Source organism: Actinacidiphila paucisporea (genome assembly GCF_900142575.1).
GTDB classification, from domain to species: Bacteria; Actinomycetota; Actinomycetes; order Streptomycetales; family Streptomycetaceae; genus Actinacidiphila; species Actinacidiphila paucisporea.
Window position 1 is genome coordinate 39,258 of sequence record NZ_FRBI01000030.1, and the last position, 14,417, is coordinate 53,674.

10 protein-coding genes are annotated in these 14,417 nt (G+C 66.2%); 1 reads left to right on the forward strand and 9 read right to left on the reverse strand.

From position 1 onward, the window contains the following. Positions 1-422: 422 nt before the first annotated feature. The 8 genes from BUE44_RS30640 to BUE44_RS30675 form a co-directional block, all read right to left on the reverse strand. Positions 423-1,769 carry an NAD(P)/FAD-dependent oxidoreductase gene (locus tag BUE44_RS30640; RefSeq protein WP_073502280.1) on the reverse strand — a complete coding sequence of 449 codons (1,347 nt, stop codon included), beginning with the start codon at positions 1,767-1,769 and terminating at the stop codon, positions 423-425. Continuing rightward, positions 1,766-2,998 (reverse strand): FAD-dependent monooxygenase, encoded by a 1,233-nt coding sequence (locus BUE44_RS30645; protein WP_235002622.1) that lies wholly within the window; start codon positions 2,996-2,998, stop codon positions 1,766-1,768. The genes BUE44_RS30640 and BUE44_RS30645 overlap by 4 nt, the downstream gene beginning before the upstream one ends. A gap of 25 nt (positions 2,999-3,023) precedes the next feature. Beyond that, positions 3,024-4,343: a phenylacetate--CoA ligase family protein gene (locus tag BUE44_RS30650; protein ID WP_073502281.1), complete on the reverse strand. Its 1,320-nt coding sequence runs from the start codon at positions 4,341-4,343 to the stop codon at positions 3,024-3,026. Continuing rightward, positions 4,340-5,104 carry an amidohydrolase family protein gene (locus BUE44_RS30655; RefSeq protein ID WP_235002624.1) on the reverse strand — a complete coding sequence of 255 codons (765 nt, stop codon included), beginning with the start codon at positions 5,102-5,104 and terminating at the stop codon, positions 4,340-4,342. The genes BUE44_RS30650 and BUE44_RS30655 overlap by 4 nt, the downstream gene beginning before the upstream one ends. Continuing rightward, the gene (locus tag BUE44_RS30660) at positions 5,094-6,200 is read right to left on the reverse strand and encodes a 3-dehydroquinate synthase II (protein ID WP_073502283.1); all 1,107 of its coding nucleotides are present in this window, start codon (positions 6,198-6,200) and stop codon (positions 5,094-5,096) included. Before BUE44_RS30660 ends, BUE44_RS30655 begins: the two co-directional genes overlap by 11 nt. Positions 6,201-6,913: 713 nt before the next feature. Next, entirely contained in the window at positions 6,914-8,476 is a 1,563-nt protein-coding gene (locus BUE44_RS30665; protein ID WP_235002626.1) for a DUF6851 domain-containing protein, read from the reverse strand. 544 nt (positions 8,477-9,020) lie between these two features. Next, on the reverse strand, positions 9,021-9,683 hold the full coding sequence (locus BUE44_RS30670; RefSeq protein ID WP_073502284.1) for a response regulator: 663 nt from the start codon (positions 9,681-9,683) through the stop codon (positions 9,021-9,023). Further along, on the reverse strand, positions 9,680-10,807 hold the full coding sequence (locus BUE44_RS30675) for a sensor histidine kinase (RefSeq protein ID WP_073502285.1): 1,128 nt from the start codon (positions 10,805-10,807) through the stop codon (positions 9,680-9,682). The genes BUE44_RS30670 and BUE44_RS30675 overlap by 4 nt, the downstream gene beginning before the upstream one ends. Before the next feature lie 300 nt (positions 10,808-11,107). Here BUE44_RS30675 and BUE44_RS30680 point away from each other — a divergent pair, with 300 nt between their 5' ends. After that, positions 11,108-11,497 (forward strand): VOC family protein, encoded by a 390-nt coding sequence (locus tag BUE44_RS30680; protein ID WP_073502286.1) that lies wholly within the window; start codon positions 11,108-11,110, stop codon positions 11,495-11,497. 245 nt (positions 11,498-11,742) lie between these two features. On the opposite strand, the gene BUE44_RS30685 is transcribed toward BUE44_RS30680, so the two are convergent. Continuing rightward, on the reverse strand, positions 11,743-13,821 hold the full coding sequence (locus BUE44_RS30685; RefSeq protein WP_159450314.1) for a helix-turn-helix transcriptional regulator: 2,079 nt from the start codon (positions 13,819-13,821) through the stop codon (positions 11,743-11,745). Between the last annotated feature and the right edge of the window lie 596 nt (positions 13,822-14,417).

Here is a 14,417-nt window from a genome sequence, read left to right on the forward strand (position 1 = left end):
CGTCTGCTGGACGCGGCGGGCGTCCCCCGACCGGCGGGCGGCCGGCACCCGAGATCCAGCGCCGCGCCGACGACAACTTCGGCCCGGGCGCGTTCCGGTTCCCGCAGCCGGCGTACACCCCGCACGCGAAGAAGGCCCTGGAACAGACGATCGGTGAGGCTCGCGCCCTCGGGTAGGAGCGACTACGAGACCGCGCTCGCGGCCTGACCACCACATCAATGGTGTCCGTCAAAGCGGAACAACCTCAGACGGAGTGAGAAGGGCCTGGATGGTGCGGACGGCACGTCGGCCAGTGGTCCGCTCTTGGCTCCGCGTCGTTGACACCACGACGACGGACTGGCCCCGGTTGTCGTGGACGTCCGCGACGACGAACGCCCCGCCGCAGCGGGGCGTTCGTCGGTAGGCGCGCTCTTCGCTCGCCGTTATCCGGCGCTCACGGTGACGGGCGCCGGGCGGCCGCCGCGAGCTGCCCGCTCCTCGGCGTCGAGCTCCGGGTAGACCGGGCAGTGGTTGTGGAGCTCGAACGGCGCGAAGGTGTCCCAGCGGCGCTGCTGGCGCAGCCACTGGGTGAAGGGGTTCTGGTCGGTCCAGAAGTCGCCGCTGAGGATCCGGGCGAACCACGGGTCGCGGTCGACCGAGAAGCCCTGCTTGCGCAGATACGCGCCGAGCTGGTAACCGGACTCGTAGTACGCGGAGATCAACCGGGTGTAGGAGTCGTATCCGGTCTTGTAGAGGCTGGAGTAGGTCTGCTGAAGCTCCTCGGCGCGCTCCGGCGCGTCCAGCATCCGGTCGATCGTCTTGGCACTTTGGAAGCCGGTGGCGACGGCCAGGCAGGTGCCGCCCGAGAAGATCGGGTCGATGAAGCTGCCGGCGTCGCCGGCCATCATCCAGCCGGGTCCCGTGACCATGTCGGAGTAGTAGCAGTAGTCGGTCTCTACGTGCAGCTCGGGGCGTGGAGTCGCGCCGGTGAGGCGCTGCATGATCCGCGGGGTGCGCGACAGATGCTCCTTCCATACGGCCTCGGGGCTGTCGCTTGCGCGCAGCACGGAGAGCGGCATGACCGCGCCGATGCTGATCACGTCCGACCAGATGGGAATTGCCCAGATCCATCCGTCGGCGTGGCCGCCGATCTGGATGTCGCCCTCGTAGCCGGGGTTCTGGCTCTCGTCGAGGTCCTCGTAGTGCCGGAACACCGCAACGTTCTTAAGCCAGGGAATCTCCTGGCGGGTGTTGAATCGTTGGGCCGCCTTGCTGGCCCTGCCGCCGGCGTCGAGAACCCAGAGGGCATGCGCGGTGTGCGACTCGCCGCCGGTCTCGTAGCGGACGCCGGTCACCCGGCCGCTGTCGTCCGTGAGCAGCTCGTGGACCATGGCCTGCTCGATGACTTGTGCGCCTTTGCTGCGGGCGTTCTGGGCCAGCAGGTTGTCGAAGTGCGAGCGCTCGACCTGGAAGGCCGTCGGTTGCCTGCCGGGGCCCTGGTCACAGAAGTCGGTACGGCGGAAGTTCCCATCGGGGAAGATGAACTCCGCTCCCCGCTTGACCGGATAGCCCTGGGCGGCCGCCTCGTCATACAAGCCGAGCTGCTTGAGCAGCTCCGCAGTGTAGCACAGTTGCGACTCCCCGATATGGAAGCGCGGCAGCGAGCGCCGCTCCAGGAGCAGCACCGTTCGGCCCGCCTCGGCCAGCACCGCAGCCGCGGTGGATCCGGCTGGCCCGGCGCCGATCACGATGACTTCGACGGAGGCGGACTGCGGGCTGTTCTCTGTCATTTTGTGGGTCCTTTCGTGGCGTTCTGCCCCTGCACGGCGACGGCCTGGGGTGCCTTTTCGGCGTCGTATCCGTAAAGCCATTCCTGGCTGCGCGGGTCGGCTGAGGCCGCCATGGCGGTGTCGCGGCGGCGCTGCTCCTCGCCGTCGGGCAGATGGAGCATCGTGCTGTTGCCGCGGGAGATCCGGTGCACCTCATCGGTGCGGTGCCGGCGTACCTCGGCGTACCGGGCAAGGGCGCGGGGCCGCTCGTTCGGACCGGGTCCGGCCTCTGCGAGGCAGACGGCCAGGGCCGCGGCGTCTTCGATGGCCTGGGTGGCGCCCTGGGCGAAGAACGGCAGCATCGGGTGGGCCGCGTCCCCCAGAACCGCCAGCCGGGTACTCGTCCAGCGCTCGGCGATATCGCGATCATGCAGCGCCCAGCGGCTGGTGCGGTCGGCGGCGGCCAGCAGATCGCGTGCGGTGGGGTCCCAGCCGTCATAGGCGGCGAGGAGATCCGCCACACTGCCCTCCGCCGACCAGGACTCCTCGTACCACTCCCCGGCCGGGGCGGTAGCGGCAAAACTGATCTGCTTGCCAGCGGAGACGGGGTAGCACACGAGGTGCTGGCCGGGCCCCAGCCAGATGACGACCTTCCGCTCCTCGGCGAGCTCGGACAGCCCGTCGGCGGGCACCAGACCGCGGTAGATACTCTCGCCCGAGAACTGTGGCCGGTCGTCTAGGAGTTCGGCGCGGACGCGTGAGTGGATACCGTCGGCGCCGACCACCAGGCCGGCCGTCGTGGTGTGGCCGTCCGCGAAGCTGAGCGTCACCGAGTCCGCTCGCTCCTCCACCCCGATGCAGCGCGAGTTCAGCCGGATCCGTTCGCTGTCGACCAGGCCGAGCAGCGCGCTGTGCAGGTCGGCGCGGTGGACGGCGTAGTACGGGGCGCCGAAGAGCTCTTCTGCCTCCGCTCCGAGCCGTGTACTGCGCAGCACACGGCCGTCGGACCAGCGGCGCATCTCCAGTGCCTCGATCGTCACGGCGGAGTCCTCAAGGACGGTCCTGAGTCCGAGGCGGTGCAGCAGCAGCACGGCGTTTGGCGTCAGTTGGATGCCGGCGCCCACCTCCCCAAGCTGGGGAGCCTGTTCGTAGACTTGGAAGTCCCAATTCCGGCGCCCAAGGGCGGCGGCCAGGGTGAGGCCGCCGATGCCCGCGCCGATGATGGCGGTGTGGTCATTGGTTCCGATCACAGGCTCAGTCCTTCGGGTAGGTCCGTCAGTAGTAGAGAAGCGACTTGTCCCAGTCCTCGTCAGGGCCGAAGAGGCTCCGGGGCTTCACCACGTCGTGCACGCCGGTGAGTGTCGAGAGGGGCACGAGAGTCCCGGGCGGGACGCTCTGGACGCTGCATGGGACGTGAAGTTCACGCTGGACGGTGTCTGCGACGAAGCGGCAGGCGGCATCGCCGTGTTCGGGTACGACCTCCAACTGCACCACCAGCCGGTGGTGCTCGGCTTTCGCCCTCCAGAACTTCACGCCGTGCTCGATCGGCAGTTGGAAGACAAGGTCCTCCAGCGAGCTCTGGGTGACCTCGCCCAGGCCGACGGGGTAGCCGAAAGCGGCCCGGCCGTAGACCTTGACGGTGGGCAGTAGCCAACCGCACGGGCACTCCTCGCCGGAGACCTCGACGTGGTCTTCGATGTTGTAACGCAACAACGGCATCGCTTCGCGGTAGAGCGGGGTCGCCACCAGCTGCCCGCTACCCTCGCGGGACAGCCGGCCGGTGCTGGGGTCGTACACCTCGAACAGCACCCGGTCGGACCACAAGTGCAGTCGGCCCTCGGGACATTCGCCGGCCAGGCTGCCGGTCTCGGTGGATCCGTACTCCTCCACCACCGGCACCCCCCACACCCGGCGGATCAACTGCCGGCGCGCCTGGCTCAGCGGCTCGCCGCCGACGAACAGCGCGCGCAGCGCCGGGAAGTCTTTGTCCGGGCGGTAGCCGGCGGCCTCCGCCGCGGCGGCCCACATCAGCGTCTCGGTCGGCATCGACCAGGTGAGGCTGACGCCGAGGTCATGCAGCACGCGCACGACGCGTGAGTACGGCATCGCCAGTGATCGGTTGTCGCCGGGCACTACCGTCGCGCCTTGGCTGCGGGCGGCGGCCTGCGCCAGATGACCGGTGATCATCAGGGCGTACGGGGTGCGCACCAGGAAGACATCGGAACGGGTGATCGGTATCCATTTGCGGGCATAGCGGTCCGAGAGGTCGATCCAGTCCTCGGCCGTGTAGTACGAGGGGGTGGGCTGGCCGGCCGTACCGCTTGACTCGTGGTAAGTGGCGAGCCGCGCCTTGTCGACGCCCAGCATCCCGAAGGGGTAGTTGTCGCGCAGGTCCTGCTTGGATGTCATGGGCAGTGCAGCGAAGTCGGCGGTGGTGCGCGGCGCCGGCCCTTCGGCCCAGCGGCGGCTGTAGAAGGGCGAGCGCGCCGCCCACTGAAGGACTTCGGGGATCCTCGCCTCCTGCAACCGGAGCAGTTCCGAAGGGCTGCTCCAGTCCCCGATATCGGGCAACGTCCGGGTCGCGGTCTGTGTCATATCGCTCCCTCTCCTAGGATGCGGCTGGCATTGCCCCACATGACCTGTTGCTGCTCCGTGGGGGTCAGGCGCAGCGCCCGCAGCTTCGCGATCTCGACCTCGTAGGCCTGTGCGGGGTAGTCGGAGCCGAACAGCAGGCGCTCCGCGCCGAGCCGCTCGGCTGCGATCCGGGCGATGATGGTGTAGGTGCCGGATGTCTCGGCGTAGACGTTCTTCAGCGGCGCCACCGTGTTCACGGCGTGCGCGTCGATGCCGATGAACCCGCAGTGCCCCAGCACGAAGACCACCTCGGGGAAGCACTCGGCGAGCGTCGCCAGATCGGCTGTTCCGCAGCCCGGCCGGCCGATCGGCACGACGTATACCGAGTGCCCCGCCTCACCGGCCGCTTCGATCCAGGGCCTGGTGCGGGGATCGTCGAGCCGCACCCCGTGCACGGCGGGCGCCAGTTCGAGCCCCGCGTATCCGGCCGCCACGGCCCGGTACTCCTTCGGGCCGCGGTGAGGATTGCCGAACCAGCAGGGCCGCAGCCGGCCGTCGGAGGCCTCACACAGTTGTCGGACTCTCTCGTTGTCCGGTTCCACCTCCATGTGGCCTCCGCTGATGATCTGCTCGGCCATCCGGTCCAGGCTGATCACTCCGCCCGCGACCACGACGCTGCGGGTGATACCCGCGGCGTCCATGGCCGCGAGCTGACGCTCGACCGCGTCAGGCCCTGGCATCAGCCTGGCGTGGAAGTCCCAAACGCGGCCTTCACTGCTCACGGCAGAACTCGTTGATGGGGTAGCCGACATGGCGATCCTCGGTGGGCAGGTAGCCCAGCACCTTGTCGCCCGGTTCGATGTGGGTGCTGTTGAGCACCATGCCGCCGGGGCCGAGTACGCGTACGTGCCAGTCGTCCTGCAGGATCAGGTCGACCTCCCGGCCGTCGGGCGCCACGGCGCTGATCTGCAGCAACGGCCGTGACTCGATCTTCACCCGGCCGACGGTGACGATCCGGGTCTTGCCGGTGATGTCGACGGCCGTGACGCGGCTGCCCGAGACAAGTTCGCTGAGGTAATTGGTACGGCCCCCTTTGCCAAGGGTGTACGAGTGGATGGCGCCTGCGTTCACCCGGAATGGGCGGGTCGGCATGTAGGGCAGCGGGTGTGTCTCGCTGACGCACAGGATCATGCCCTTGGAGTGCGAGCCGACAAGGATGCCCTCGTCCTTGCCGAGGTAGCTGCAGGTGTCGACGCAGGCCCGCTCGCCCATGCCGACGTGCTGGATGCCGGTGACGGTGAGCTCGGTCAGCGCCAGGTCCGGGGACTGCTCCGCGGCCGCGGCGACCAGTTGGGTGGTCTCGCCGACCTGCACGGGCGCCAGCATCACACCATCGGAGCCCAGCTCCAGGACACCGAAGATGATCTGGGACTCCTCGACGTCCTTGGCGACAGTGATGAGGCTGCCCTCGCCCTTGATCGCCGCAGCGATCACGATCTCGAGCGGGATCTTCGTCGGGTCACGGAAGTCCAGCACGCTCCACGCCTCGCTCAGCCCGGATCGGCAGGCCTGCTCGAGGCTGTCCGCGTCGACGATCTCTACGTAGCGGCCCCATTGCACCTCGGGGTAGCGCTGGGTCAGTTCGGCGGTGGAGCCGTGCTTGTCGGTGTCGACGACCACGATCTCGGCGCCGGTCAAGTCCTCGGGGATCGGGTTCTCCCGCAGCAACAGCACCTTCTTCACTGTCGGCGGCAGTGCGGAGAGGTCGGCGATGTCGTCGGTGACGATCGCGTCGACCCTCTGGTGCACCGCCTCCTCGAGGACCGCTGCCTTCACCGGGCCTTGAAGCGGGCGTACATCGATCCAGCAGAGCTTCACGGGATCTCCTCGTCATGGTTTCGCCCGCACGAGGCGGGGTGGTGGTGACTGGGAACGGCGAGTGGCAATGCCAGATGACCAGGCTGGCGGGCGGCGAGATGCACGCATGCAGCGAGGGAGCCGCCGCAGCCTGGTCCGCGGGCCTTGCGCGGACCACGGTGTGCATCGCACTCCTCGACGGGTGAGCGGCTGGCGTCGGAATCAGCCTGCGGCAGTACCCCGGGGGTCGGCATCACGCGATCGCGTGATGCCCGCGACGGCGCTCAATTCTGAGATGAACTCACATCAGTTATGGATCGGCTAAGGGCTGTCCCGCGATCCCTGGTGGAACAGCATGCAGCGTCAGATACGGTGGTTCGCCAGGCGGAGGGTCGTCCTCATACCGGGTCGTATTCGGACGAGCCCGACAACGCCGCGAGGCGCCGTAGCTGTCGTCGCACGCCCGCCGGGGATTACGGGACCGCCCTTAGTCACGCCGGTTTTCGCTGTGCGTCGCCTGCGCACTACTCGTCTGGGTAGCGGGGTCGCGGGAAGCAAGAGGTTTCCGGAACGCCCGATAGCGGAGTTCCGCCAACATCTACGTCGCTCCGTCAGAAATAATGCGCCATGGCGTAGTTGGCCAACTTACGCATCCGCACGCGCGGACACGCGAATACGGGCGGTGCGGTGATGCCCACCACACCGCCCGTCAGGTCGACCAGGGGGCCAATCGGTCAGGAGGCGACGTCGCCGTTGACCTGCCGCTGCACGAATTCGTAGGCCAGGTCACCGAACTGCGCACCGAACTCGACGGACTTCTCAACCGTCGGCAGGAAATGTACCCCGCCCCAAACCCGGCTATGGGAACCGTCGTAGACGTACTCGGTCCAGTTTGTGTAGCGCAACTCGACGTCCCGGACGGGTGTTATCTTTGGTTCCACCAACGACATGCCGGCCGGGAGAGTGTGCGCCAGGTTGAGCTTGTCGTCGTCGAAGAACCGCCGCACCGCCTGCGCCTGAGCGGAGTACAGCGTCGAGGATCCAGATGGGTAGTCGGGGTGGTCGCCGAGGTTCAGGTAGCTGGTCCACTCGTTGGCGGGGATGTCGTTGACCGTCCCCTTGCCGGGGCCGCCCCAGGCGGTCACTTTGGCGGTGCCGTAGACGTGCCGGATCGCGCTCCAGGGGCGCACCGCGTCGTACACGGTCTTCTGGTACCAGGCGGCGATCAACGCGTCGTAGAGCGCCACCGTGTTCGTGAACATCAGGTGGACCCAGCCGTCGAAGTCCAGCTCGTCCTCGTGAGCCATGGCCGCGGCGGCAGCCGAGAGGCCAAGGCCCAGGATCTTGTTGTCGAAGAACTCCGCCTTCACCTTCAGCTCGTCGGTGAGTCCGGCCGACGCGGCAAGGACCTCATCCGCCGAGCGCTTGTACTCCTTGGCCCGTGTGACGTCGGTGTGATGGGGCGGGGCGAGCCTGAACTGGCTCGGGCTCTTGTAGGTGTGGGCCTTGACCCGCCCCATCTGCGGTGTGGCGAATTGCTGGACGGTAAAGATTCCCAAGTCGCCTGCTCCGCCGCCGAGGCGGCGGTTGTGGGTCCACAGCAGCGGCTGCCAGCGCGAGGGGTAGGCCAGTTTGAAGGCGCTGTTGACGGGTTGGTAGCCGGTGTAGTCCTGATAGGGCTGGCCGTTGTACCTGCGGCCCAGGTCGCCGAGCTGGTTCATACCGTCCTGCCGGGCGAACGCGACGACTGCCTTGCCGGCCAGGTTGCCGATGCCGATGGGACTGGTCCGGTTCTCAGACATGTCGTCGGGATCCAGGCCGATCTCGGTCATAAGGTCCCGGAAGGCCGTCTCTCTGCCAGGTTCCACACCCTCGATTACGCGTAGCCCGGCGTAAAGGGCGGCGATGTTCTTGTTCCGGTTCGTGGCGGCCTCGCTGGTGGGGCGGCGGCCCAGCCGGGAGTGCACGCCGACAGCGGTCGGATGGTATGGCGCTGTCGCGTCGAACCATGCCGTCGTCGAGAGATGGATGAATCGGTGGAGAACGGTCACGTCCATCGGGGCGATGGTGTCGTGGAGCGGACGGAACCCGGGCATCAAGTCTCGGATGAAGACGCCGTTGTCGAAGTCGAAGCTGGTGGACTCCGCCGCCGGACCGGTCGGCTCATCGGCGGAGGCCGTTCCGCTGAGACCCCACGTGCCCAGTGCCGCGGTCGAGACACCGCCGAGACCACCGAGCAGCAGCGATCTGCGCCGAGGGGAGAATTCTGAGTCCTGAGAACGCCTGAACGCGGTCATGGGTTGTGTCCTCTTCTTCCTTAGCGCGTGGGCTCTGCACTTTTGCGTATGGACGCTTGCGCGAGGGTCCGAATCGCAGCACTACTAGAAAGTTGCACTGTGCGAATGTGCGATCAATGAATTCGGCCTCGCGTCTACCGCACCACCAGGCAGAAGGAACTACCTGCGTTGCCGAGGATGGGGTTGGCCTGGCGGCCTGGTCAGACGGCGACCGGAATACGCGGACGCCACGCACCGCGTGCTGGCGACACTGGGATGCGTACTCTCACAGTGGTCCGGTGCGTCCCACTCCCTTCCGGCATGTGATCGGCTTGTCATGACGGTAATCGCGGCATACCGTGCTGCCCACTACTCGTGTGGGTAGTGGTCAGATGAATCGGCGGACCGGTGCGGGGCGACGACGAGGTGCGCTGCTACTGCACTTCGCCGTGCCATCCGATTCTGAACGTCGAACAGGCGACGGAAACCATCGGGACATGGGCGAAGAGGGAGCGGCGACGGGAGACCTTCGGGAAACAGTCCGCCCCTCATTGAGTCGTAGAGGTCAGCGGACTGGCGGGGCCACCAGACCGGATTCGTACGCGAAGATCACGAGTTGGGCGCGGTCGCGGGCGTGCAGCTTAGCCATGGCCCTGTTGACGTGGGTCTTGGCCGTCAGGGGACTGATCACCATGCGGTCGGCGATCTCGTCGTTGCACAGGCCCTGCGCTACCAGGATGACGGCCTCGCGTTCACGGTTGGTCAGCCCCGCTGGCTCAGCGTCCGCTTCCTTGGGCAGTGGCTGGGCGATGTACCGGTCGATCAGACTGCGGGTGATCGAAGGGGCGAGCAGTGCGTCGCCACGGGCGGCAACCCGTACTGCGTGCACGAAGTCGTCCGGCTCTATGTCTTTGACGATGAACCCGGCGGCGCCGGCGCGCAACGCGTTGAAGACGTACTCATCGAAACAGTAGTTGGTCAGGATGACGACGTGCACGTGGGACAGGGCCGGGTCCGCGGCGATGTGCCGGGTTGCCTCGATGCCGTCCATGACCGGCATCTGGATGTCGACGAGCACGATGTCGGGCAGGTGTTCCCGGACAAGAGCCAGGCACTCCCTGCCGTCGGCGGCTTCGGCCACCACCTCGATGTCGTCCTCGACCTCCAGGAGCGCGCGGAATCCGCTGCGCAGTAGCGGCTGGTCGTCGACCAGCAGGATACGGATCATGAGGACCGGTCCAGGGGGAGTTCGGCCTGGACGGAGAAGCCCCCTTCGCTGCGTGCCTCGGTGCGCAGCCGGCCGCCGAGGGCCGTGACCCGCTCGCGCATCCCGATCAGCCCGACGCCCGGCTTCGGGACGGCGCCCGGTTTCATCCTCCCGTCATCGTCAACCCGGATGGCAAGGGCGCTGGGACCGTAGTCGATCCGTACCGATGCCTTCGAGGCTGCGGCGTGCCGGGCGATGTTGGTGAGCGACTCCTGGACAATCCTGTAGGCGGCCCGGTCGAGCGCTCCCGGCACGTCGCAGCGTTGCCCAACGATCGTCAGCGTCGCGTCCAGGCCGTCCTTGCGGGCTCGCTCCACCAGCGCCGGCGCGCTGTCGAGGCCGTGCGGCGGGGTCTTCCTGTCGTCGCGCAGCGCCTCCAGGGTCGCGCGCAGTTCCCGGGACGCCTCACGGCCGGCCTGATGAATGGCGAGCAGGGCCTGCGGCACCTGCTCGCCGCGCTTCCGGGCCAAGTGGACGGCCACTTCGGACTGCACTTTGATGACGGAGATCTGGTGGGTGAGCGTGTCGTGCAGCTCCCGCGCGATATGGAGCCGCTCCTCGTCGGCGCGGCGCCGCGCGGTCTCCTCCCGGGTGCGCTCTGCCTCATCCGCCCGCCGCTCGGCCTGCCGCAGCGCTTCGCCTGCGGCACCGGCAGCGATCAGCCAGGCACCTTCGAGAGCGCCCCGGCCCTGAGCCAATGCCTCGCCCAGATTGTGCAGTTGGGCCAGGGCAGCCAGAGGCAGTGCAGCCAGCATGGCCACGGACGCCGCCACGGTGATGCTCCGGTGCCCCGCTCGCACGGCCGCGTAAACCGCGAACAGGTAGGCAACGGCGGGCACGTCCAGACCGGCTGCTTGGTAGCCCACAGCGCACAGCCCGGTGACGGCCAGGACTACAAGAGGAGCGCGTCGACGGGCGGCCAGCGCCAGGCCGCCGACCGCCAGCAGCACGTAGCCGAGCAGGTGGGGACGCGAGGCCGAGTGCTCCGCGGACAGTCCGGTGATCAGCAGCGTTGCCGCCACGCCGACAGCGATCGCCCAGTCTCTGACATCAGCCCGGACACTGAAACGTACAGTGCTGCTCATGCACGCACCGTAGCGGTACTCGGGTTGTGAGTGAATCGTGCTGGCGGACGAGCGGGGGGATACCACGCACGCGGTATTCGGGCACTGCCTGCGGCATGGGCAGTAGTGCGAAGTGCATCCGTTCGCGGGATGACGGGTTGCCCCCGGGAGGGCAAGCTGGGCATCGACCGGCGAGGCTCATCCCCGTTGGGCTTCGCCGGTTGCGACCATCCGGGTGGGACCTGTCCTGGCCCCACCGTGAATGAACGACCTGCCGGCGCTGATCGTATGGACGGCGCCAGACACAGGAGGTGCCCCGTCATGCACGACAGCGCTGAAGACGTGGTCAGTGTCCGCTATTTCGCGGACGACATGCAGGCCGCCATCGACTTCTACACCACCCATCTCGGGTTCGCGGTGCAGCTCAGCTCCGTCCCTGCCTTCGCCGCACTCACCCGTGGCCGTCTGCGACTGGTGTTGAGTGGAGCGGGAAGCTCGGGCGCACGGGCGATGCCCGACGGACGTGTGCCGCAGCCGGGCGGCTGGAACCGTATCCTCCTGATGACGCAGGACATCGACGCCGAGGTCGAGCGGCTACAGGCCGCCGGGCTTAAGTTCCGAGGCGAGATCGTCACCGGGGTCGGCGGTTCTCAGATCGTGCTTGACGACCCCTGCGGCAACCCGGTCGAGCTCTTCCAGCCCACGCTGTAGCCCAGATCAGGCTGGGCCGATGGGGGCCACCGGTCGGCTGAAACTATCGTAGGACATCTCGCTGAGACCGGTGGCGATTTTCGTGAGGCTGAAAGTTCGCAGCGTGCCGGCGGCGAGGTTTCGGAGGGTGGCCATCCGCGCGAGCGGTTGCGCGGAGGCCTCGCGGCATCGGCCCGCCGACGGTCACCCCCGATGGGTTTGTCCCGACCTGCCCACCGACCGTGCAGCACACCGGCCGGTGGGCCTCACTGCCGACCCTGCCCAAGTCCCGCTTCCCCTTGATCGGCGAGAGAATAGATCGCGACTCCGCGTGCCAATTCGACACGGGTGTTGATACCCAGCTTCCTGTAGATCTTCCTGAGATGGTAATTCACGGTATGTGCCGATAGGTAGACTTTCTTGGCAATCTGGCGATTCGTCAGTCCCGTACTCACCAGATAAACGATACGTCGCTCCATTTCGGAGAGAGTTTCCCAATGAGCGGAATTTAACTCCGGGCCGACATTTTCGGAACTCGCAAGCGGCGGATCTGGGTAGGTCGAAGCGGCTTGCTGTCTCGTTCCTGGAGATTTTTCGGCACAGAACTTGGCAATTTTCTCTGTCGCCGGGGCGACCATGATTGGATCCGGCAACCGTGTGATGATGCGCACCAGCGCGGCCGGATCACTATTCGCTAGCGCTCTCGCATGCATGGCGCTCACGCTGATGACCGAAATCCCGGGGTTGTCCTCCGCGAGGCCTTCCACTGTTTCGAGAACACGGCACTTGAGGTTGGTGTCACCCATATCGAGTGCGAGGCGGACCAGGAATGCCGCGGCACCAGGATCCTCTATATAAAGACTCCGTTGCGTCGGGAGATAGCCATATTTACCGGACAACAGTTCGATTGCTGCTTCAGGTCCTTCTCTCTTGGCGGCGACACACACTTCTGTCCAGGCGTACTGCACGGAGTAGAGCGCCGCTCTGTCACCCGTCGAGTCGCTGCGCATCCGCTGCAAGTGCTCTTCAGCTGCGGGTAGGTTCCCCATGTGCAGAGAGACAGTACTGAGCACGGAGAATGCAAGAGGCCGGAGCACGGAAACAGCGTCCCATCCCACTGCGCTAGTCGCCAGTTCGGCCTCTCGGCGGGCGTCGCCGAATCGTCTGGCCTGGAGATACAACCAGGATCGTATTGTCGCGGGCGCAGCAGCCCAGACGGGTGTGGACAGCCCGGCCAGGCCGGCTTCCGCCTCGTTGATCAGCGATTCGGCCCTGTCGAATTCACGAATGCTTGTGAGTTTTCCAGCGAGGGCCAACTGGAAGTGAAGACGCCAAACTGGATCAACGCTATCGCCGCATCGCACCGCGGTAGAACCCAGGCTGAGGCTTTCAGTCAACTCCCCAACGCGCCAGCGGGTGTTGGATAGTGTTGTCAGCGCCATCAACGCGGCAACGTCTCCGTATCCAGTGCTCCGTTCCCGTAGAATCCTCTCGGAACGCTTCTCGGGTTCTTCCTTGCCGAGTATGGAGTAACCCAAGATCGCAGATGCTTCCGCATCAAGCCGCGCGGAGGTCGAACTGCCCGGGTCGGAAAGAACGCGCTCCGCGACACGTATTCCAGCTGCCACCTTTCCGTTCATGATCAGGCTGTGGGCCCGTGAGACTACTTCACCAGCTTCTTCATTGACCCCGTGGGGCGGTTCCGCGGGTCCCTCAGCCACCCACATTGGACGCTCGGCCACCCAGGATCGCCGATCGGATGCCTGTGAACGTCTTGTGCTTCCCGCGGGATGACCTGCCGCCTCACGGCGCAACGCTCCACGCGCGGGACCAGGTATGGACTCGATGACACCCCGCAAGAGGAAATCGCTCTGAAACGCGAATCGATGCTCGACCGTAACCACGAAGCCCGAGGCTATTGCGTCATCCAACGGCGGAAGCAAGGTGGCAGGGGATCGATCCAGCATTCTGGAAACATCCTCCAGCATGAAGAATCTCCCCAGTACTGCGGCGACCTTCAAAAACTGCTGACAGTTCGTGCTCAGATTGCCCAACTGGTGCTTCACAAATTCCAGAACGCGAGGCGGAAGCCGCCGTCCAGTCAGTTGAATCGTTCCGTTGTGTTCCTTTACGAGTCCCTCTTCGACCAGCCCGATGGCAAATTCAGCGAGCAGCCGAGGGTTTCCGCCGGCGCCAGCTGCAAAGTCGAGTAGTTCATGGTCTATGTCAGCCCCGAAGATTTCCCGCAAGACCTGTTCGTTGACGTCTTCGTCAAGAGGCCCCAGCATCAGCTGGTGGGTGGCGCGCGCAGCGTTGTGTATGGCTTCCGGCTCTTGGTTCCCCATCGTAGGCCTCGTTGTCATAACCCCGGTCCACCCCGTGTATCGTTCGACGTGCTGCAACCCCTGGGCGGCAATATCGGCGGAGAAGATCGATCTCCTTGCGCTGGAATTTACAGATCGCACCATTCTCGTGGCTGGGCCTCCCAGAGCAGCGGCCTCGGCCTGTGGGATTGTTCGACTACAGGTAGGGAGTCATCTTATGAACCCCTCGACGCTACGATTCACCGATTTTCGACAACCGTTTGCGGGCGCTGAGAATTTCAACACAGCTGGCGTTGCAAATAGTATCGAAGCTTTTCGGCCAGGACGAGGGACGAATGAGGCGATGTCGGCTTCCCGAAGCCAACCGGGTGCCGGCTCTCTGCGGCTTCGTCTGATGGTCGCCCCGCGTGACCGAAATCGACGGTCCTCGCGGTTGCGGAAGTCGAAGGCAAGGCGAGCATCGCGCATGACGGGGCGGTCGTTGCCCTCGGAAGGGGCGTTGGCAGTGCCGGAGAGAATGCAGGTCGGGTGCCATGCCACCGCAGGCGTACATGCCAACAGGGCAAGGCAGGTCGCGCAGGAACTCTTCGGCCTTCCGTGCCCCGCGGACCCCCTGG

Excerpts from the sequence above, each read along its gene's own strand:
- BUE44_RS30640 (WP_073502280.1), bottom strand. The coding sequence starts at position 1,769 with ATGACAGAGAACAGCCCGCAGTCCGCCTCCGTCGAAGTCATCGTGATC.
- BUE44_RS30650 (WP_073502281.1), bottom strand. The coding sequence starts at position 4,343 with ATGACACAGACCGCGACCCGGACGTTGCCCGATATCGGGGACTGGAGC.
- BUE44_RS30665 (WP_235002626.1), bottom strand. The coding sequence starts at position 8,476 with ATGACCGCGTTCAGGCGTTCTCAGGACTCAGAATTCTCCCCTCGGCGC.
- BUE44_RS30670 (WP_073502284.1), bottom strand. The coding sequence starts at position 9,683 with ATGATCCGTATCCTGCTGGTCGACGACCAGCCGCTACTGCGCAGCGGA.
- BUE44_RS30675 (WP_073502285.1), bottom strand. The coding sequence starts at position 10,807 with ATGAGCAGCACTGTACGTTTCAGTGTCCGGGCTGATGTCAGAGACTGG.
- BUE44_RS30680 (WP_073502286.1), top strand. The coding sequence starts at position 11,108 with ATGCACGACAGCGCTGAAGACGTGGTCAGTGTCCGCTATTTCGCGGAC.
- BUE44_RS30685 (WP_159450314.1), bottom strand. The coding sequence starts at position 13,821 with ATGGGGAACCAAGAGCCGGAAGCCATACACAACGCTGCGCGCGCCACC.